This is a genomic window from Planococcus rifietoensis (assembly GCF_001465795.2).
In the GTDB taxonomy this organism is placed as follows: domain Bacteria; phylum Bacillota; class Bacilli; order Bacillales_A; family Planococcaceae; genus Planococcus; species Planococcus rifietoensis.
Genome location: NZ_CP013659.2, coordinates 2,455,127 through 2,475,649, shown reverse-complemented (window position 1 = coordinate 2,475,649; position 20,523 = coordinate 2,455,127). Strand labels below are relative to the sequence as shown.

22 protein-coding genes and 1 riboswitch are annotated in these 20,523 nt (G+C 50.8%); of the genes, 21 read left to right on the top strand and 1 reads right to left on the bottom strand.

Going from position 1 to position 20,523, the window contains the following annotated elements; genetic code table 11:
• Positions 1 to 19: 19 nt before the first annotated feature.
• Together AUC31_RS12260 and AUC31_RS12255 are read left to right on the top strand one after the other, a co-directional pair.
• The gene (locus AUC31_RS12260; RefSeq protein WP_058382913.1) at positions 20 to 1,324 is read left to right on the top strand and encodes an HD domain-containing protein; all 1,305 of its coding nucleotides are present in this window, start codon (positions 20 to 22) and stop codon (positions 1,322 to 1,324) included.
• Positions 1,325 to 1,831, top strand: coding sequence for a YwgA family protein (locus AUC31_RS12255; RefSeq protein WP_058382914.1), 507 nt, complete (start codon positions 1,325 to 1,327; stop codon positions 1,829 to 1,831). It abuts the gene before it with no gap.
• Positions 1,832 to 2,181: 350 nt separating this feature from the next.
• Here the strand turns inward: AUC31_RS12255 and AUC31_RS12250 are convergent, their stop codons facing one another.
• Entirely contained in the window at positions 2,182 to 2,367 is a 186-nt protein-coding gene (locus AUC31_RS12250) for a 2-hydroxymuconate tautomerase (protein WP_058382915.1), read from the bottom strand.
• Positions 2,368 to 2,431: 64 nt separating this feature from the next.
• Between AUC31_RS12250 and AUC31_RS12245 the strand changes: the two genes are divergently transcribed.
• The 19 genes from AUC31_RS12245 (at position 2,432) to AUC31_RS12155 (ending at position 20,084) form a co-directional block, all read left to right on the top strand.
• Positions 2,432 to 2,947, top strand: coding sequence for a YwhD family protein (locus tag AUC31_RS12245; RefSeq protein WP_058382916.1), 516 nt, complete (start codon positions 2,432 to 2,434; stop codon positions 2,945 to 2,947).
• Positions 2,948 to 3,375: 428 nt separating this feature from the next.
• Complete coding sequence (gene speE / locus AUC31_RS12240) at positions 3,376 to 4,209, top strand: spermidine synthase (protein WP_058382917.1); 834 nt, start codon at positions 3,376 to 3,378, stop codon at positions 4,207 to 4,209.
• Between the two features lies 1 nt (position 4,210).
• Positions 4,211 to 5,083: an agmatinase gene (speB, locus tag AUC31_RS12235; RefSeq protein ID WP_058382918.1), complete on the top strand. Its 873-nt coding sequence runs from the start codon at positions 4,211 to 4,213 to the stop codon at positions 5,081 to 5,083.
• Positions 5,084 to 5,422: 339 nt separating this feature from the next.
• The gene (locus AUC31_RS12230; RefSeq protein WP_058382919.1) at positions 5,423 to 5,833 is read left to right on the top strand and encodes a YwiB family protein; all 411 of its coding nucleotides are present in this window, start codon (positions 5,423 to 5,425) and stop codon (positions 5,831 to 5,833) included.
• Positions 5,830 to 7,491, top strand: a complete 1,662-nt coding sequence (gene argS / locus AUC31_RS12225; RefSeq protein WP_058382920.1) for an arginine--tRNA ligase — start codon at positions 5,830 to 5,832, stop codon at positions 7,489 to 7,491. The genes AUC31_RS12230 and argS overlap by 4 nt, the downstream gene beginning before the upstream one ends.
• 44 nt (positions 7,492 to 7,535) lie before the next feature.
• A riboswitch (cobalamin riboswitch) is annotated at positions 7,536 to 7,717 on the top strand.
• A 176-nt stretch (positions 7,718 to 7,893) separates the two neighbouring features.
• The gene (locus AUC31_RS17745) at positions 7,894 to 8,085 is read left to right on the top strand and encodes a hypothetical protein (protein ID WP_157073498.1); all 192 of its coding nucleotides are present in this window, start codon (positions 7,894 to 7,896) and stop codon (positions 8,083 to 8,085) included.
• A gap of 170 nt (positions 8,086 to 8,255) precedes the next feature.
• Positions 8,256 to 9,233, top strand: coding sequence for an ABC transporter substrate-binding protein (locus AUC31_RS12220; RefSeq protein ID WP_058382922.1), 978 nt, complete (start codon positions 8,256 to 8,258; stop codon positions 9,231 to 9,233).
• A complete protein-coding gene (locus tag AUC31_RS12215) occupies positions 9,226 to 10,218 on the top strand; it encodes a FecCD family ABC transporter permease (protein ID WP_058382923.1) in 993 nt (330 codons plus the stop codon). Before AUC31_RS12220 ends, AUC31_RS12215 begins: the two co-directional genes overlap by 8 nt.
• Complete coding sequence (locus tag AUC31_RS12210; RefSeq protein ID WP_058382924.1) at positions 10,219 to 11,679, top strand: adenosylcobinamide amidohydrolase; 1,461 nt, start codon at positions 10,219 to 10,221, stop codon at positions 11,677 to 11,679.
• A complete protein-coding gene (gene cbiB / locus AUC31_RS12205; protein WP_058382925.1) occupies positions 11,676 to 12,629 on the top strand; it encodes an adenosylcobinamide-phosphate synthase CbiB in 954 nt (317 codons plus the stop codon). Before AUC31_RS12210 ends, cbiB begins: the two co-directional genes overlap by 4 nt.
• On the top strand, positions 12,616 to 13,692 hold the full coding sequence (locus tag AUC31_RS12200; protein ID WP_058382926.1) for a pyridoxal phosphate-dependent aminotransferase: 1,077 nt from the start codon (positions 12,616 to 12,618) through the stop codon (positions 13,690 to 13,692). Before cbiB ends, AUC31_RS12200 begins: the two co-directional genes overlap by 14 nt.
• Complete coding sequence (locus tag AUC31_RS12195) at positions 13,674 to 14,222, top strand: bifunctional adenosylcobinamide kinase/adenosylcobinamide-phosphate guanylyltransferase (RefSeq protein WP_058382927.1); 549 nt, start codon at positions 13,674 to 13,676, stop codon at positions 14,220 to 14,222. Before AUC31_RS12200 ends, AUC31_RS12195 begins: the two co-directional genes overlap by 19 nt.
• An 11-nt stretch (positions 14,223 to 14,233) precedes the next feature.
• Complete coding sequence (gene cobS / locus AUC31_RS12190; protein WP_058382928.1) at positions 14,234 to 15,004, top strand: adenosylcobinamide-GDP ribazoletransferase; 771 nt, start codon at positions 14,234 to 14,236, stop codon at positions 15,002 to 15,004.
• The gene (locus AUC31_RS12185; protein ID WP_058383797.1) at positions 14,977 to 15,561 is read left to right on the top strand and encodes a histidine phosphatase family protein; all 585 of its coding nucleotides are present in this window, start codon (positions 14,977 to 14,979) and stop codon (positions 15,559 to 15,561) included. The genes cobS and AUC31_RS12185 overlap by 28 nt, the downstream gene beginning before the upstream one ends.
• Positions 15,513 to 15,932, top strand: a complete 420-nt coding sequence (locus AUC31_RS12180) for a bifunctional adenosylcobinamide kinase/adenosylcobinamide-phosphate guanylyltransferase (protein WP_058382929.1) — start codon at positions 15,513 to 15,515, stop codon at positions 15,930 to 15,932. Before AUC31_RS12185 ends, AUC31_RS12180 begins: the two co-directional genes overlap by 49 nt.
• The gene (locus AUC31_RS12175; RefSeq protein ID WP_058382930.1) at positions 15,904 to 16,494 is read left to right on the top strand and encodes a cob(I)yrinic acid a,c-diamide adenosyltransferase; all 591 of its coding nucleotides are present in this window, start codon (positions 15,904 to 15,906) and stop codon (positions 16,492 to 16,494) included. The genes AUC31_RS12180 and AUC31_RS12175 overlap by 29 nt, the downstream gene beginning before the upstream one ends.
• Positions 16,495 to 16,496: 2 nt before the next feature.
• Positions 16,497 to 16,970 carry an ECF transporter S component gene (locus tag AUC31_RS12170; protein WP_058382931.1) on the top strand — a complete coding sequence of 158 codons (474 nt, stop codon included), beginning with the start codon at positions 16,497 to 16,499 and terminating at the stop codon, positions 16,968 to 16,970.
• Entirely contained in the window at positions 16,970 to 17,644 is a 675-nt protein-coding gene (locus tag AUC31_RS12165; RefSeq protein ID WP_058382932.1) for a hypothetical protein, read from the top strand. Before AUC31_RS12170 ends, AUC31_RS12165 begins: the two co-directional genes overlap by 1 nt.
• A gap of 298 nt (positions 17,645 to 17,942) precedes the next feature.
• The gene (locus AUC31_RS12155; protein ID WP_058382934.1) at positions 17,943 to 20,084 is read left to right on the top strand and encodes a (Fe-S)-binding protein; all 2,142 of its coding nucleotides are present in this window, start codon (positions 17,943 to 17,945) and stop codon (positions 20,082 to 20,084) included.
• The last annotated feature ends 439 nt before the right edge of the window (positions 20,085 to 20,523 follow it).

Genomic DNA, 20,523 nt, shown 5'->3' with positions numbered 1-20,523 from the left:
GATTCGAGGAGGAGTGCCCGTGAGCTACGCGACACAGAAACTAGCTGAAGAAAAAGTGTTCAAAGATCCGGTTCACCGGTATATCCACGTACGCGACCAAGTGATTTGGGACCTCGTCAATTCGAAAGAGTTCCAGCGCCTGCGCCGCATCAAACAACTCGGGACATCCTACCTCGTCTTCCACGGCGCGGAGCACAGCCGCTTCAACCATTCGCTTGGCGTCTATGAAATCGTCCGGCGCATCTCGGATGATGTGTTCCACGGCCGCCCTGAATGGGATGAAAGCGAGCGTTTGACCGTATTGTGCGCAGCGCTCCTTCACGACCTTGGGCACGGCCCGTTTTCACATTCATTTGAGAAAGTATTCAATGTCGACCACGAGGAATTCACGCGTGCGATTTTGACAGGGGATACGGAAGTGAACGGCATCTTGAAAAAAGTCTCGCCTGATTTTCCTGGACATGTAGCGGAAGTCATCGCCAAAACCTATTCCAATAAACAAGTGGTCTCGCTTATTTCTAGCCAGATCGATGCCGACCGGATGGATTATTTGCAGCGCGATGCCTATTACACAGGCGTTTCCTACGGCCATTTCGATATGGAGCGCATCTTGCGCGTCATGCGGCCGCTTGATGATCAAGTCGTCATCAAGTCGAGCGGCATGCACGCGGTTGAGGACTATATCATGAGCCGCTACCAAATGTACTGGCAAGTGTATTTCCACCCCGTCGCAAGGAGCGCAGAAGTCATTTTGCGGAAGATTTTGCAGCGAGCCAAAGAATTGAGCGAAAGCGGCTACGAATTCCAGCAGCCGCCGACCCATTTTCTCGCCTTTTTCGACCGCAGCTTCTCGCTTGCCGATTATTTGGCACTGGATGAAGGTGTCTTGATGACTTATTTCCAGTTGTGGATAAACGAGCGCGACCCGATCCTCGCCGACCTGTGCGACCGTTTCGTCAATCGCCGTTTGTTCCAATATGTCGATTTCGATCCCGGGACGGATTATAAAAAACTCGGTGAGCTTTCGGCTTTGTTCAAGAAAGCGGGCATCGATCCTGAGTATTATTTGATCGATGATTCGACTTCCGATTTGCCTTATGATTTCTACCGGCCGGGGGAAGAGGAAGAACGCCTGCCGATCCAATTATTGATGCCAAACGGCGATATTAAGGAACTCTCAAGGCTGTCGCAGATTGTCGATGCCATTTCCGGTAAACGCCGAACCGATTATAAATTGTATTTTCCAGCGGAACTGCTCATCGACGGCAAGAAAAAAGCCATCAAGCAGCAAATCCTGGAGATGCTCAGAGAAGGAGGGATTTAGTTGCTCCAAGAACATGCAAGAATCGTCGATTTTATCGCGACGGCCGAAGGAGTAACCGGCCGAAAGAAACTGCAGAAAATGATCTATATCATGAAAAAGCTCAATGTCCCGTTCAAGGAGAAATACGAGTTCCACATTTATGGGCCGTACTCAGAAGAATTGACGGCGCGGATCGAAGAATTATGCGATATGGGCTTTTTATCGGAAGCGCTTGAAGACAAAGGTTCCTATGTGCAATATAAATACGCTGTAACGGACGAAGGCATGGAATTCCGCAATGCCGTCGGCGCTTCAATTCCGAAAAATCCCGAGGCGGCCGCTTTGCTCAATGCCAAAAGCGCGCGTTTCCTGGAACTAGCCTCGACGCTTTTATACTTCGGCCATCTGGAGCGCAGCGAACAAATTGCCAAACTACATAGCGTCAAAGGCAAACTCAACTTCACCGAAGCTGAAATCGAAGAAGCTTACCGCTTTCTAGACGAACTCGAACAATTGAAACTTTCGTAAAACCGCACGCAATACTATAGTCGATTATACTGTTTTTGTATTCAGCATAAGTAGCTGAGATGGTGATGAAATTTCTATTCATCCCTCAAACTAGAGACGGAGCGAAAGGGAGGCCGACGCCTGGGGGACCGCGCGGGCTGGCGAGACAAAGGCGGTGCTCTTCCGCCTTGGCTCAACACCCGCCCCATTCCCGGGCAGCTGAAAACGCGACGTCTTGTCGCATCAGCTGCATGACTCGCTTCCTGCGAGCCTCAAGCAGTCCCTGAAGCGCAGTCGAACAGCGGAAGGTGCAGTGAGATGAGCCCATTCATTTTCGCATAAAAAAAAAACTCCCCTCGGGGAGTTTTTGTCTACTCGTCGTTCAACAGCTTGCCGTTGACCGCATATTCGCTTTTCTTCAAATCTTCGAGGAACACAAAAACCTTCTCTGGCGGGGCATCGATTGTTTCAGATACAGCGGCAGTGACCTTTTCGACGAGTGCGCGTTTTTGTTCGTCTGTGCGGCCTTCGAGCATTTTTACAGTTACGTATGGCATAATGGATGCAGCTCCTTTTCATTGGATGTTAGCATTATCATATCAGAATGGAGGAATTGTACAAATGGCAAATGAAGAAAAGCCTAAAAAGAAATTGGGATTCACCATTATAAAAGACGATCCGACAGACGGGCATAAAGGCTACGGCATCGGTTCCTTATCGCTTGAGAACGTTTCGCCGCTCATCATCGACGTCGAAGAACAAGACGCGGTGCTTGATATCGGCGCGATGCACGCGAGAAGCCAGACGGAACGCGGCATCAAATTTACGACCAACCGCGAAGATTCCGCAGGCGGAAAAGATTATTGGCTCGTATGGATCACGATCGATTTCAATCCAGCAGGCCCTTATTATGCCGGCGTCACGGCATGTGAAATGGTCGTCAACCGCGAGAAGCGGCGTGGCTACAAAATCTTGGCGGACCACGTCAATTTGATGGATAAGTCGATGAAGCGGAAAATCATCGTCGACCATATGGACGCGCCATCGAAAAAAGTGCTCGCCGAGTATTTGAAGACCCACAACCCTGAAATGTGGGAGCGCAGCTTAGAACAATTGCACAATGATTTGTCACAATAAGGCTGGATTATTGAACGAAATGTGAAAGATGAAATTCAGTTCTTCCGGCAGTTGAAGTTGAGCCGAAAAAAAAGTAAACTGAGAGTACAGCTTTTCAACTAGAAAGCTAGGACACCTGATAGCGGGCAAGTGCTATGAGCCATTGCGACAAACCCAAGCCCAATGCCTCATGTCACTTTCTCCGCGCCCATCAGGCCAAAAAGGTTTTCTGTGCAGGGAATCGATTCCCTTTGCAGAAAGCCTTTTTGCATGCATGAAAACAGAATCCCTGTTAAGTCTTACCGAGGGGTCTCGTCCGCATTCGCCATGCATAGTCCACGCCAAATCGGGTAAAGAAAAGTGGCGGAAAAGAGTATTGCACTTTTGCGGAAAACACTTATACTTTGTAAAGTGATTTCAATCTGATAAATAAAGGAGTTTGATTATACATGGCAGGATTCTGGTATACCGAAAAACAAACCGAAAACTTCGGCATCACAATGAAAATCAATAAAACGCTTCATACAGAACAAACGGATTTCCAATATTTAGAAATGGCTGAAACAGCCGAATGGGGCAATATGCTGTTCTTGGACGGCATGGTCATGACTTCTGAAAAAGACGAGTTCGTCTACCACGAAATGGTGGCGCACGTCCCGTTGTTCACGCACCCGAACCCGGAGAACGTATTGGTTGTCGGCGGAGGAGACGGAGGCGTTATCCGTGAAATCCTGAAACACCCTTCTGTCAAGAAAGCGACACTTGTCGATATCGACGGCAAAGTCATCGAGTACTCGAAAAAATTCTTGCCATCGATTGCATCCGGTTTGGAAGATGCGCGCGTTGAAGTGATCGTCGGCGACGGCTTCATGCACATCGCGGAATCGGAAAACGAATTCGACGTCATCATGGTCGATTCTACTGAACCGGTCGGGCCGGCAGTGAACTTATTCTCAAAAGGTTTCTATGCTGGCATCTCGAAGGCCTTGAAAGAAGACGGCATCTTCGTGGCACAATCGGATAACCCATGGTTCACGCCAGACTTGATCAAACAAGTGCAAAGCGATGTCAGAGAGATTTTCCCGATCACGAAACTATACCTCGCGAACATCCCGACATATCCGAGCGGTCTGTGGTCGTTCACGATCGGTTCGAAAAAATACAACCCGTTGGAAGTTCCAGCTGAGCGTTTCCACGATATTGAAACAAAATATTACACGCCGGAATTGCACAACGCGGCATTCGTTTTGCCGAAATTCGTGAAAGATTTGACGGGTGAATAAGATGCGTTTTGACGAAACTTATTCAGGAAAAGTATTCATCAAAAGCCATCCGAATTACGAAGAGTCGAAAGCAGTCCTTTACGGCATGCCGATGGACTGGACCGTCAGCTACCGCCCGGGATCGCGTTTTGGCCCGAATAAAATCCGCGAAGTGTCGATCGGGCTGGAAGAATACAGCCCGTACCTGGACCGCGAGCTTGAAGATGTGAAATTCTTCGATGCCGGAGATATCCCGTTGCCATTCGGCAATCCGGAAAAATCCCTTCTCGAAATCGAGACCTATGTACACACGCTATTGGCTGACGGGAAAATCCCAATGGGCATGGGCGGCGAGCATTTGGTGTCACTGCCGGTGATGAAAGCGGTCGCGAGCCAATACGACGACCTTGCCATCATCCATTTCGATGCGCATACCGATCTCCGTGAAAACTACGAAGGCGAAGAATACTCACATTCAACGCCGATCCGCAAAATTGCCGATCACATCGGCCCGAAAAACGTCTACTCGTTCGGCATCCGTTCAGGAATGAAAGAAGAATTCGAATGGGCGAAAGAGCAAGGCATGCATTTGTATAAATTCGAAGTGCTCGAGCCGTTGAAACAAGTACTGCCGACACTCGACGGCCGTCCGGTCTATATCACGATCGACATGGACGTGCTCGACCCAGCGCACGCTCCTGGAACGGGAACGGTCGACGCTGGCGGCATCACGTCGCGCGAACTGCTTGCCTCCATCCATGCCATCGCAGCATCAGGCGTCAATGTCGTCGGCTTTGACCTCGTCGAACTCGCGCCAGTTTACGATCATTCCGATCAAACAGCGAACACCGCAAGTAAACTCATCCGCGAAATGATCCTAGGGTGGGTTAAATAAGGAAAGCGAAAGCGCCTGTTCAGCTCCGACAGGCGTAAGACGAATGACCGAAGCGGCGCTCTTTGCCGCACAGGGCAGTCGGCTTACGACCCGAGGAGCTAGGCGCTGCAGCTAGACAATAAGAAAAGCGGAAGCGCCCATCGAGTTTCAAAAATGAAAGCAAAGCCGGCCTGTGGTTTAAGAGGCCGGTTTTGTTTTTGCCTAAAACTAAATTACGGCAATGGAGAGCCCTTTGTCATTTATAGAAGCATCGAAGGAGCTGGCTCGGATTAGATTGAAAAAACGGCGTCAATCGGGCTATAATGAAAAGGTTATTATTTATCGGAAAGGCGGATGCACATGAAGAAATCGGTGAAAATCAAATTGACGACGATCATCCGCCAGCCGGGTGCTGAAGATCAAGTGATGGAACTGCGTTCAGAAGGCGTTCTGACCGAGAAAAACGGACGCCGCTATCTGCAATACGATGAGCGGCAAGATGATCTCGATATCCGGACAACGGTCAAACTCGGTGAAACAGATGCCGTCGTGATGCGCAGCGGAGGTTTGCAGATGCGCCTGCCGTTTCTATTGGATAAGGAACAGACCGGCAATTTGCGCCACGGCGAAGAATCGTTCATGCTCACGACCAAAGCACATGAACTCATCATGACGGAAAGCCGTTTCAAAGTGCGCTATGATTTAGCGCTTGGAAACGATTTTGCCGGCGAATACGAAATGGAAATACAGTTTACGGAGGGAACCAAATGAACGCAGTAGAACAAGTACAGCAAAACATTAAACAGGCGATCGCCGAAGCGGTCCAAAAAGCGGGGCTTACGGAAGAACCGGTTCAGGTCCAATTGGAATCGCCGAGAGATAAAGCGAACGGTGATTACGCAACCAACGTGGCCATGCAATTGACGCGTCTTGCGAAAAAGCCGCCGCGCGCAATCGCAGAAGCCATTGTGGAAAATTTGGATACACAGTCAGCGAATATCGAAAAAGTCGAAATCGCAGGCCCTGGCTTCATCAACATCGTCATCAAAAAAGATTATTTGAACGATGTCATTAAAACTGTACTCGAGCAAGGCGTGGAATATGGCCGCTCGAACGCTGGCAACAGCCAGCGCGTACAAGTCGAGTTCGTCTCTGCGAACCCGACAGGCGATCTTCACTTGGGACACGCACGCGGCTCTTCTGTCGGCGATTCCATGTGCAATATTCTGGACCTTGCCGGCTATGACGTGTCCCGTGAATATTACATCAACGATGCTGGAAACCAGATCAATAATTTGGCGCTATCCATCGAAGGACGTTATTTCGAAGCGCTTGGCAAAGGTGAAAGCATGCCTGAAGACGGCTACCGTGGACAGGACATTATCGATATCGCTGCGGCACTCGTTGAAGAGCACGGCGATAAATTCCTTCATATGACTGAACAAGAACGCTATAAAGCATTCCGTGAACACGGCTTGAAAGTGGAGCTTGCGAAATTGCAGAAAGACTTGGCGGATTTCCGCGTCGATTTCGATGTGTGGTATTCGGAAACTTCCCTTTACGAAAACGGCAAGATCGACGCCGCATTGAAAAAACTGCGCGACAATGGCCATATTTACGAAGAAGACGGCGCCACTTGGTTCCGCTCGACAACATTCGGTGATGACAAAGACCGTGTGCTTATCAAAAACGATGGCACCTACACCTATTTGACGCCGGATATCGCTTACCACGAAGACAAAATCCAGCGCGGCTTCGACAAGCTCATCAATATTTGGGGAGCTGACCACCATGGCTACATCCCACGTATGAAAGCGGCAATCGAAGCGCTTGGCTACGACCGCGATACGCTCGAAGTAAGCATTATCCAAATGGTGCAATTGTATAAAGATGGCGAGAAAATGAAAATGAGTAAACGTACCGGTAAAGCCGTGACGATGCGCGAACTGGTCGACTTGGTCGGTCTTGATGCAGTCCGTTATTTCTTTGCGATGCGCTCCGGCGATTCCCATATGGATTTCGACTTGGATTTGGCCGTTTCCCAGTCCAACGAAAACCCAGTTTATTATTCCCAGTACGCACATGCGCGCATCTGCTCGATATTGCGCCAGGCAGCGGAGCAGAACTTCACCGCTTCCACTGAGCACTTGGATCTGTTGACGGACGAAAAGGAAATCGAAGTATTGAAGAAAATCGGCGATTTCCCGCAAGTCATCGCGGACGCTGCAAAACTTCGTGCGCCTCATCGCGTCACGACGTATATTCACGAGTTGGCATCAAACTTCCATAGTTTCTATAACGCCAATAAAGTATTGGATGCCAGCAATGAAGAATTGACGCGTGCGCGTCTTGCCTTGATCGAAGGGGTTAAGACAACACTCGCAAACGCTTTGAAGACAGTTGGCGTCCAAGCGCCTGAAAAAATGTAGAAGACAACTAGAGCTTTCGGTGTATAATGGAGTCATCAAATCAACTGAATAGCAATCATGAAGGTGCTTATGTCTAAGAACATGAGTTAAAAGGGAAGCCGGTGCAATTCCGGCGCGGTCCCGCCACTGTATGTGAGAGCGAACTGCAAGGCCACTGGGAGATCCCGGGAAGGCGCAGCAAGCGATGACCACAAGCCAGGAGACCTGCCTTCATGAACACCGAACCGAAAGCTTGCGAGGACAGGCCGGACGCGCTTGTTTTTGCGAACCGTCCTGTTAGTCCCCCGCAGTTTCACTGCAGGGGACTTTTTTTATTAGAAAAGTGCAAGCGCCCGTGCAGATTCGACGGGCATAAGACAGTCCGGCGAAGCGGCGCTCTTTGCCGCACAGCCGGAATGGCTTATGACCCCGAGAATCTGGGCGCTGGAACTAGACAAGAAGAAAAGTGGAAGCGGCCGTTATGCCTCGACAGGCGTAAGACGGATGCCCGAAGCGGCGCTTTTTGCCGCACAGGACAGTCAGCTTACGACCCGAGAGGCAGGCCGCTGCAACTGGACAAGAAGAAAAGCGGAAGTGCCCAAAAGCGGAAGCTAAGCTAAATGCGCGACATCCTGTCGCAACGCTTAGCTGACCCACATCCTGTGGGCCCCCGACAGGCATAAGACGATCTGGCGAAGCGGCGCTCTTTGCTGCACAGCCGGAATGGCTTATGACCCGAGCGAGCGCTTGGTAGGGGAAATACGAAAACACTGGGAGGAATAAAGATGAAAAACATATATAAATTCGGGACGGCTGCAGGAATGGCCGCCATTGTACTAGCTGGATGCGGCGATGGGGCGGCACCTGTCGAAGATCAAGATGTAGAAACACCGGCTGAACCGCCGTCGGAAGTAGCGGAAGCGGAATTTCCGGTCACATTAGTGGATGCAATGGGCGATGAAGTGGTCATCGAAGAAGAACCAGAATCATTCGTTTCGATGATTCCTTCCAATACAGAGATCGCTTATGAACTCGGGTTGGGCGAAAAAATGGTCGGCGTTTCGGATTTTGACAATTATCCCGAAGAAGTAGCGGATCTAGAAAAAATCGGCGGCCAGGAATTCAATGTAGAGAAAATCATCAGCCTGCAGCCAGATGTCGTTTTAGCCCATGAATCAGGGCTCGGCATGGGAACTGAAGGGTATCAACAGTTGCGTGATGCTGGATTGAATGTCTTTGTGGTAGAAAACGCAGAAACATTTGATGAAGTCTATGAAACGATTTCTGTCATCGGCCAAGTGTCAGGTGCGGTGGAAGCAGCGGACGGGTTAATTGAAGAAATGGAAGCGCAAGTCGCAGAAGTTGAAGAACTGGCGGCTGGTGTCGACGAATCCAAATCGGTCTTCGTGGAGATTGGCAGCGAACCGGAACTTTATACAGCTGGGACAGGTACGTTCATCCACGAAATGCTGACGATGATCCAAGCTGAAAATGTCGCGGGTGATCAAGAAGGCTGGATTAGCATGGATCCGGAAGCAGTCGTTGCGGCAAACCCTGAAATCATCATCACGACAGAAGGCGGTTATATCGAAAATGCTGCTGAATTGATCAAAGAGCGCAGCGGTTATGCAGATGTGACGGCCGTGCAAGAAGATGCCATTTATGAATTGAACCCCGATACTGTCACGCGTCCAGGCCCGCGTTTGACGGAAGGCTTGATGACTTTGGCAGAAGTGATTTATCCGGAGACCTTCAGTGAGTAAATCTGCACTAGCCTATGTAGTCTCCCTGATTTTATTGGGCGGGGCAGTAGTGCTCGGAGTGACGGTCGGGACGGTGCCAATTTCACCGGCGGTTATCTGGAATCCTTCATCGGACGAAGCAGCGGCTAATATCTTATGGAATATCCGCATGCCGCGTGTGGTGCTTGCGGGACTAGTCGGTGCGGCACTTGCGATTGCGGGCGCAGCTTTTCAAGGCTTGCTGAAAAACCCGCTCGCTGATCCATATACTTTGGGAGTGTCGTCCGGTGCCGCTGTCGGTGCCGTGATGACGCTTTTTTTCGGCATCTCCATTCCGTTTCTCGGCCTGTTCACCTTGCCGGTCATCAGCATGATCGGCGCATTGATCACGATGCTCGCCGTCATGGGCTTTGCGCGGCTTGTCGACCGGTCGATGAAGATGGAAACAGTTATTTTGACCGGCATCATCTTCAGTTCATTCCTGGGGTCGATCATGTCTTTGATGATTGCGTTGACCGGTGAAGAACTGCGCCAGATCATCGGCTGGCTGCTTGGCAGCGTGTCGATGCGCGGCTGGCCCTACGTCCAGATGGCGCTGCCGTTTGTGCTTGTCGGTTCATTCGTCTTATGGCTTTACCGCCGTGAATTAAACGCGATGCTGTTCGGGGAAGAACGTGCACAACATTTGGGTGTAGACGTCAAGAAGAGCAAGATGGCGATTTTGATCGGTGGATCGGTCCTCACGGGATCAGCAGTTGCCGTATCTGGAACCATCGGATTTGTCGGCTTGGTCGTTCCGCACATCACGCGCCTCGTATGGGGCTCTGACCACCGCCATGTCTTGCCGTTATCGTTCATTAACGGGGCTGCGCTTTTAATCGTTTGCGACCTGGTGGCGCGGACGATCATTTCACCGACCGAATTGCCGATTGGTGTGATTACCGCATTTATCGGAGCGCCGGTCTTTGCATTCATCTTTTTCCGACAGCGCAGAGGAGGGCTTTAAATGTTACAAATTGAAAAGTTGTCAGGCGGCTATGGCGACAAGAAAATTGTCGATCGCATTTCATTCGGTGTTGAAAAAGGCCGCATGCTTGGCATACTGGGACCGAATGGCAGCGGCAAATCTACCTTGATGAAATTAATCAGCGGCGTCTTGGAGCCGACATCCGGCGTTGTCCGGATCGACGGCAAGCCGGTTGGCGATTTCCCAGCCAAGGAACTGGCCCGCAAGATGGCAGTCTTGCCGCAGCTGCACGCGCATGCTTTTTCACACACTGTCCGTGAAACGGTTTCTCTCGGCAGGTACCCGCACCAAAGCGGCTGGTTTTCGTCTTGGTCCGAAGAAGATGAAGCGGCAGTCCAGGAAGCGATGAAGCTCATGGACATCAGCCACTATGAATCGACATTACTTGAAGAGATGTCCGGCGGCGAACAGCAGCGCGTTTTCGTAGCGCAAGCCTTGGCGCAAAACGCGGCGGTTCTGCTGCTTGACGAGCCGACCAACCATCTCGATATCAACCACCAGAAAGAATTGCTGGATACCATCAAAAAACAGGCGATCGAAAAAGAATTGACGATCATCTCCATTTTCCATGACATCAATTTGGCTTCCATGTATTGCGATGAACTTCTACTGATGGACGAAGGAAGCATCGTCCGAAAAGGAGAGCCCCATGAAGTTGTCAGGACGCATGATGTCGAAGCTGTCTACCAGACGCGTGTCAGCAATCACCCCCATCCGGAACTGCCGAAGCCGCAAATCACCCTATTGCCTGGTGTTCGCAGAAAACCGGCGGGGCAGCGAGTGAGAGCTGAAGATTTTCTCGTGACAACGGAATTTGTCGCTTACCAAAGCCAGCTTCCGCTGAAAACCGTTTCGTCTGCCGTCGTCAACGCGGGTTCTGGCTGGTTCCGCAATTTCCTCAATCGACGCGTCGATGCCAGCTATAATATCGACAATAGTTTTGAGGAAATCGTCGACTATATCGAAGACAGCGGATTGAAAGCGACGGATACCGTAGCGATGATGACCGCTGTCCGCACAGAGTATGCCATTGTCCGTGAATACGCGGGGGATTTCGGCAGCATCGTCGTGGCGGTGACAGCAGGTGTCGGCAACGGCGTCGATGTATCGCAGGCCGTGGCGCGCGAACAGCGCGTCGGCACCATCAACACGTGGATCATGGTCAACGGCATTCTGTCGGATGAAGCTTTTATTCAAGCGATGATCACGGCGACGGAAGCCAAAACGAAAGCTTTGCAGCACGAAGAAGTCATCGATCCTTTGACTGGGACAATCGCGACGGGCACCTCAACCGATAGCTGCCTGGTTGCCGCTACACAGCAAGGAGAAGCGCTGCAGTATGCAGGGCCGATCACCGAAGTCGGGAAACTCATCGGCACGGGTGTCTTCGAATGTACAGTTGAAGCGATCCAGCTTTACCGCGAGGCGAAAAAAGTATGATCCACCATGTGTTGGCCATCGGCATCGGCCTATTGCTCGACCGCCTAATTGGGGATCCGCCGGCATGGCCGCATCCTGTTCGCTGGATCGGTTCATTGATCAATAGGTTGAAGAGCCGCCTGAATGTTCCAAAGCATGCGTTTCGCAATGGCTTTGCCATGCTTTCGATTGTATTGGCGATTGTCGCAACAGTAACGGTCGCGATCGTTACTATTGCCTATTCGCTCCATCCGTCGATCGGAGTTTTAGCCGAAGCGCTGTTGATCGCTTCCGGCTTATCGCAGAAAAGCTTGAAACAGGCAGCGGAAGATGTGTACACACCGCTCGTCCAAGGTGATTTTGCGCTTGCCCGCAACAAGCTGTCATGGATTGTCGGGCGCGACACGGAAGCTTTGGGAGAAAGCGAAATCACCCGCGGCGTCGTCGAAACGGTTTCCGAAAATACAAGCGATGGCATTACCGCTCCGATGTTTTGGGCGCTATTGTTCGGCGCGCCTGGGTTATGGATCTACAAAGCGGTCAATACATGCGATTCGATGGTCGGCTATAAAAATGAAGAATTCCGCGATTTCGGTTTTGCATCCGCAAAATTCGATGATGTATTGAATTACGTGCCGAGCCGTGTGACCGGCTTGTTGATTGTGTTATTCACCCGAAATGAAAGCGGCATGCCGTTGAAACAACGCCTGTCGATCTGGCTGCGCGATGCCAGGAAACATCCGAGTCCGAACAGCGGCTGGCTGGAAGCGGCAACGGCTGTGCAGTTGGGCATTGAACTTGGGGGCGTGAACTCCTATGGCGGCGTCCGGTCGATTCGCGCTAAAATGGGCGAACCATTGTTCAAACTCGAAGCACCCCATATTAGAAGCGCGGTGAATCAAATGAATATTGCCGCGATCAGTTTTTTCGTGCTGATTGCGATAGGGGGAATCCTGCTTGAAATTACCTGAACACGGAGCCAATCCACATCGCCTCTATGAACAAGCGGGGCACAAGCAACCTTCGGGAGTGATCGATTTCAGTGAAAACGTCCATCCATTCGGGCCGCCCATTTTTTTAAAAGAGCAATGGGGAGATTTTTACAATTTGCTCAGTTCATACCCGGATCCGCTAGCCGAGCCGTTCCGTTCAGCGGCGGCCGAATACCACGGCGTCGGAAAAGAGCGGGTCGCTGCCGGAAACGGTGCTGCAGAAATCTTTACCTGGCTTGCAAAGCGTTACCGTGGCAAACGGGTGACCTTAGTGGAACCGGCATTTTCTGAATATCGGAGCACCTTGGAATCTGGTAAAATCCATATATTGGAAATTGATTTAAAACCTGAACATGCTTGGCAATTGAAACTAGAAGACGTAAAAAAACAGGTGGGAAATTGCGATGCATTGTATGTATGCAATCCGCATAATCCAACCGGGCGCTTGCTGGATTTGGCGGAACTCGAAGAAATCGCAACGTTGTGCAAAGGAAAGTGTGAGCTGGTAATCGATGAAGCGTTTATTGATTTTATCGGAGAACACGCATCGTTCATTCCGCTGCTGAAAAGGTATCCGCATGTTATCATCGTCCGGTCGATGACCAAAATGTATGCGCTTGCGGGTCTTCGCCTTGGCTACGTTATTGCCGAGTCCAGCATCATCCGCGAATTGACAAGAAGCGCGGCCCATTGGAATGTCAACGGTTTAGCGGCCGCAGCCGGGGCCCGCTGTTTTTCTGAAGAGGCGTACCGGGAGCGAATTATCCGTGCGGCAGCCAGTGAACGAGCGAAAATGGAAGCTTATCTGGAAATGATGGGCTGTCCGTTTGTGCCGTCAGCTGCCAACTTCCTGTGTTTTCAATTACCCAATCCGGAGCGTTCAGAGCCATTTTTCCATGCCATGCTAGAAGCAGGAATCGTCTTACGCCATACTTATTCATTTAAAGGAATGGACGGCGAATGGTTTCGCATCGGCATGAAAAGCGCCTCAGCAATGGAACGGTTGAGAAAGGAGATGCAGCAATGGTTCCAGGACAACTAGTTTTCATATCAGGGGGAGTGCGCAGCGGAAAAAGCGCTTATGCTGAAATGCTTGTGCGCGGCGCCCCCTCTGAACGAATCGTATATATTGCCAGCGGCATCGCCCGTGACCCGGAAATGGCAGAACGCATCGCACGCCACCGCAGCGACCGTGCACAAGACGGCTGGTGGACAATTGAACAGCCGCAGCAATTGTCCGAAGCTTTGCCGCTCATCCGGCAAAATGACGCGGTGTTGTGGGATTGCGTCACGACCTGGCTCGCAAATGAACTGTATGAAGGGTTTGAGCAAGGCAGTTTATGCGCAGACACGCCCGGCTGCATGGAGCAGAGATGGCAGGAGCTGACAAACACCATCGATTCGATCCGTGAAAAAGCCGTTTATTTTGCTGTCGTTTCCAATGAAGTGCTGGATGAACCGCTTGTCGACCATACTTATCAAGAGTGGCTCGGAAAGATTCACCAATGGCTCGCAAGCCGCGCAGATCATGCGATTGAAATGGAGAACGGCCTTGCAATTCGAAGAAAGTGAAGGTGATGCGGATGGCGAATCGGACGCTTGGGGGCTTGCTGCTCGCATTTCAATTCTTTTCATCCATTCCGGTACATAAAGAGATTCCAATGAAAAAACCGCAAGTGACGGCAATGTACAGCTTGTTGCCTGTGGTCGGGTTAATGATGGGGGCAATGGCTTCAGCCGCGATCTGGCTAATGCAGGAAACCGCCGATATCGGCCCGTTAATGAGTGCGTTTTTGCTGGCTTCATTATTGTGGGCGATAACCGGAGGCTTGCACCTCGACGGGCTGGCAGATACCGGCGACGCTTATTTTTCATACCAGAACAAGAACAAACGTCTGGAAATCATGGGAGACCCGCGCATTGGCGCGTTCGGGGCGATGGTGCTGATTTTTGCGATTGTCGGTAAGATCATTGTGCTCGCAGAACTGATCCCGACTGTGTCACTGATCACCATTGCAGCGGTGCCGATTGTCAGCCGGGTCGGTCTGTCCATATTGTCAGCTATTGCAAAGCCGGCGAAAACGGAAGGGCTCGCGGCTTATTTTCAGCGCTTGATCGACCGCAAGACGATATTGTCAGCAATGTTCGCCTGGTCGCTGCTTGTGCTTGCCATCTTATTTATATTCTGTGGCTGGACAGTGGCGCTCGCCTTTTTGGTTGTTGTGCCCATTGTGACATTTGCTTATAAAAAATGGTGCGACAAGAATTTCGGCGGTGTCACGGGCGATTTGCTTGGGGCATACGCAGAAGGAATGGAGCTGTTGTTATGGGGAATGCATTTGTTCTTCATCTGATCCGACACGCGCCGACCGCCGGCAATGTGCGGAGGGCATATATCGGCTGGACCGATGAACCGATTTTGCCGTTCGAAGCAAAAGCGGATCATACTATCAACCTCGTGTGGGGGAGCGATTTGATGCGTTGCCGGCAAACGGCCCAGCTATTGTTTCCGAATGCCAGTTACCGGGCAGTTCCAAATTTGCGGGAACTGAATTTCGGGGATTGGGAAAATTGCACTTACAGCGAGTTGCAATTTAACGAACGCTACCGCAAGTGGATTGATGACCCCGAAGCAGTGCAGCCCCTGAACGGGGAGAGCTTCCAGCAACTGGCGGAACGGGTTGATCAGGCAATAAATGCTTTTTCCGAAACAGGAGATTTTACGCTGGTCACTCACGGAGGGCCGATTCGCTACCTGCTGTCCAAGGCAAATGAACAGCCATTCTTTTCCCAGCAAGCAGCACATGGGCATTGTTATACCGTCACCTGGGCGAGCAAGTCAGCGTATAAGGAGGGACATCCATGCGTATCGTATTCGGCGGAGCCTTTAACGGCAAACGCAAGTATGTAAAAGAACATGTAAAGCTGGATTCAAGCGTTTGGCTAGAAGGCGAAATGCCGGCACCGGGTGAGAGCGCAGTGATTGCCGGATTGGAGCAATGGATCCGCAAGCAACTGGAACAGCAACGCCGGGAACAGGATATAATAGCGGCAATCCGTGAACTCGCGGAAAGCGCAGGCGACCGCATCTGGATTTTGACCGACATCAGCCGCGGCATCGTGCCGATCGATCCGCTTGAGCGCGAATGGCGCGATGTCACCGGACGCAGCTATCAGTATTTATTCGGAAACGCTCAGCACATCACACGTATTTGGTACGGCATTCCACAAACAATCAAAGGAGATGGTCGAGATGAATATCTACACGAAAACCGGGGATAAAGGGCAGACAGGATTAATCGGGGGACGGACGGACAAAGATGACCCACGCGTAGAAGCGTACGGGACAATCGATGAGGTGAATTCATTTATCGGAAAAGCGATGACAGAACTTGACCGCGATGTATTCGCCGATCTTCTGGAAGATTTGCAAACAATCCAAAATGAGTTGTTTGATTGCGGCGGCGATTTGGCGGATGTCCGCAATACGCCGCAATACAAGACCAATGAGGAATCGGTCGAGCATCTGGAACGCCGCATCGATGTATTGATGGACGAACCGCCGCTTCTTGAGCGTTTTATCCTTCCGGGAGGCACGCCCGCTGCAGCGACTTTGCATATCGCACGCACGATTACACGCCGTGCGGAGCGCCACACCGTAAGCCTGGCTAAAGCCGGCGAGGAATTCCCGGCGGTCATCCAGCGTTATTTGAACCGTTTGTCCGACTATCTGTTTGCGGCAGCACGCGTTGCCAATTCACGAATGGATGTAGCGGACAACGAATATGTGCGCAGCGCCAAAGTCTTCAAGAACGGCGGGCGTTCGAAAAAGCGGGAGGAATAACAATGAAAACGCAGCACATTGCCCTGGCCGCTATTTTTATCAGCTTGTCCGCAATTGGCGGCATGGTGAAAATTCCGCTCGGCATCGCGTCGATTGCACTTGATGCCATGCCGGCGCTTATTGCCGCCCTGTTTCTCGTGGCACCGCTTGCCGGCTTTGTCGCCGCTGCGGGCCACTTGTTATCGGCTTTATTCGGCGGTATGCCGCTCGGCCCGTTTCATTTATTGATTGCGCTGGAGATGTTTGCGGTCGTCTGGCTGTTCGCGAAACTGCATAGCAACGGCAAGACCTGGTGGAAATGGATAGCATTCATTATCGGAAATGGCTTGTTGGCGGCGGTGCCATTTTACTTCTTGCTATCTCCTGCCTTTTTCTATGCCTCCGTCCCGGGATTGCTGTTGGCGGCATCGATTAATGCCGCAGCCGCGTTACTCGTCGCCCCGTTCGTCACCGAAGCTGCGAGGAGATTTGCCTGATGCGCAACGAATTGATGGTTGATGGGCTGGTCATTACCACGGATAATTCTGCGGCAATCGGGGAGAAGCCGCATGATATTGTAAACGCCCCGGATGAAGTCGCCGCGAAGTTCGCTGCGCGTGTCGCTTTAGCTGAACAATGGGCAGCTGGTGGAAAAGCAACTGCCATCCTGCTCCATAATTTCAGCGGTGAAGAGCACTGGCCGCGTTATGTCTCGGGCATCACGCAATTATTTTCCGAGCTAGATATGCCGGTGCCGCCGGTGTCAGGAAGTACAGAAAGCAATATCAAGACGCTGCAATCGGCGCTGGCGGTGACCATCATCGGGCAAAAGCTTCGCATGCTCGCCGATCCGCATGAACTGGAATGGTTTATCTACGGAGAGCCGCTCATCGGGGAAGCGGTCATAACTCATCCCGAACGGATTGCCGATTTGCGAATCGTCAAAACCGCGCTCGACCGCGATCAAATCGAGCGCATCTGGCCGATTGGATCAGGAGGGATTGAGCGGGAAGCGGAAAAGCTTTTTGGCCGCAGTGTGCCGCTAACACAAGGAATTGAAAAGGAAGCGTCTGGCGGGCCTGCCACTTGCCTGTTGATCGGTATCAAAACAAGCAAAGTCGAGGAAGCAAAGCGCCTATTCGGAAAACATTTTCGCGAATTGATTGAATGAACCGCCTACCCGGCGGTTTTTTTGTGGAGAAAAGACATTGGCGAATGGTGTAAAGAAGCTTATCTCGGAAAAAGCAGCCGGAAGACAGCGGTCTCAATTGTTTCAGTATGCAGGAAGGCAGCAGGGGCGCGTGGAATATCAGTTATTGGAAATTATATTTCGCCAAGGCTATAGATTTCTATTGACTGAATGCTCATTCACTTTTAAACTAGAACATAGTATCGACATTCTGCCGCAGTTCACGTAAACTTTGGAGTAGAATTGGGGATTTACACATTCAACAAGGGGGGACTACACGATGGAGTTTTTGCTCATCGCTAACTGGGTTTTATTTATACTTGTAACCGCTTACGCCGTTTACTTGTTCATCTACTTGCTGAAGTCGCGTTATGATTACATCAAGCTCGGCAAAAAAGTGGATTTCGAAGAAAACTTCAATGAACGGGTCCGCAAAGTAATGGTCAACGTGTTTGGCCAGAAGAAGCTATTGAAAGATAAAAAGAGCGGTGCGATACACGTGATGTTCTTCTATGGCTTCCTGCTCGTGCAAGCGAGTGCCATCGATTTCATCATCAAAGGCTTGTCGCCTGATTCGCATTTGCCGCTTGGCCCATTATATCCGGCATTCACATTATTCCAGGAATTCGTCACGTTGACGATTCTGGTCGCTGTCGTCTGGGCATTCTATAGACGCTATATCGAAAAGCTGGTCCGCCTGAAGCGCGGCTGGAAATCCGGTCTTGTCTTGATTTTCATCGGCGGCTTGATGGTTACGGTCCTTGTCGGAAACGGCATGAGTATGATCTGGCACGGCCATGAAGGAGCTTGGACAGAACCTGTCGCAAGTGTAATCGCAGCTGGATTCGCTTGGCTGCCAGAAACTGCTGCAGTGACCATTTTCTATATTATGTGGTGGGCGCATCTCTTGTTCCTATTGACATTCTTGGTCTACGTTCCACAATCAAAGCATGCCCACTTGATCTTTGGACCGGTCAACACATGGTTCCACCGTCTGGATCACGTCGGCCGCTTGAAACCGATCAATTTTGAGGATATGGAAGAAGAAAACGAAGAAGATCCAGACGCGATGCCGACATTCGGCGTCGGTAAAATCACGGATTTCACGCAAGCCCAAATGATCGATTTCTACGCTTGCGTCGAATGTGGGCGGTGCACGAACATGTGCCCGGCTACCGGAACCGGCAAAATGCTGTCGCCGATGGATCTGATTACCAAACTTCGCGACAACCTGACAAACACAGGTGCTGTCATGACGCAGAAAAAACCATGGGTGCCGGCTATGGCATTCAGCAATACGCAAGGAAACCAATTGGCGATGGCTGCAGGCGCTGAAGGCATCTCAATCGATGAACTTTACAGCCCGAGCTTGATCGGCGACGTCATTACTGAAGAAGAGATTTGGGCTTGTACAACATGCCGCAACTGTGAAGACCAATGCCCGGTCATGAACGAGCACGTCGACAAAATCATTGACCTTCGCCGTTACTTGGTCATGACTGAAGGGAAAATGGATAAAGATGCCCAGCGCGCGATGACTAACATCGAAAAGCAAGGCAATCCATGGGGCTTGAACCGCAAGGAAAAAGAAAACTGGAGAGATGCTCGTCCAGATATCTCGATCCCAACGGTCAAAGAAGTGAGCAAAGCTGGAGAAGAGTTCGAGTATTTGTTCTGGGTCGGTTCGATGGGCTCATTCGACAGCCGTTCTCAGAAAATCGCGCTTTCCTTCGCACGCTTGATGAACGAAGCGGGCGTCAAATTCGCGATTCTTGGCAATAAAGAAAAGAACTCCGGCGATACGCCGCGCCGCCTCGGAAACGAATTCCTGTTCCAGGAACTTGCCACTGCCAATATTAAAGAATTCGAAAAAGCCGGTGTCACGAAAATCGTGACGATCGATCCGCATGCCTATAATATCTTCAAAAATGAATACCCGGATTTCGGCTTTGAAGCAGAAGTCTATCACCACACGGAAATGCTCTTTGACCTTGTGCAGCAAGGCAAATTGAAGCCACAGCATGCAGTAAACGAGAAAATCACGTTCCACGATTCCTGCTACCTTGGCCGTTACAACGATGTATACGACGCGCCGCGTGAAATCCTGAAAGCGATTGAAGGTGTTGAACTAGTTGAAATGGTCCGCAATCGCCAGGACGGCATGTGCTGTGGAGCCGGTGGCGGCTTGATGTGGATGGAAGAAGATGCCGGACACCGCGTCAATGTTGCCCGCACCGAGCAGGCGCTTGAAGTGAGCCCGACGATGATCTCTTCCGGATGCCCGTACTGCTTAACGATGTTGTCAGACGGAACGAAAGCGAAAGAAGTCGAAGAACAAGTCGGCACATACGATGTCGCTGAACTTCTTGAGATGGCAGTTCTAGGAAAAGATGCACCGCCAGTTGAGGAAATCGTCCAATAAATAGATTTGCCAACTAACAGAAAATTGAGTAGAATAACAACATAGAGAAAAAAGAAAGGGAGTGTTGCACTCCCTTTTCTTATGTAAACAAACCGAGCGAGCGTTCAGTCAACCAAGAAAAGCAAAACCAGCCGATCAGGTTCGACCGGCATAAGACGAACCGGCGAAGTGGCGCTATTTGCCACACAGCCGGGTTGGCTTATGACCCGAGAACCTGGCTGGAATTTGCTAGACATCAAGAAAAGCAAAACCAGCCGATCTTCGACCGGCATAAGACGAACCGGCGAAGTGGCGCTATTTGCCACACAGCTGGGTTGGCTTATGACCCGAGAACCTGGCTGGAATTTGCTAGACATCAAGAAAAGCAAAATCAGCCGATTGAGGCTGAAAAAATTTTAGTTTTTATGAAAACGTTTCCAAAACATGAGGAGGAATTGTA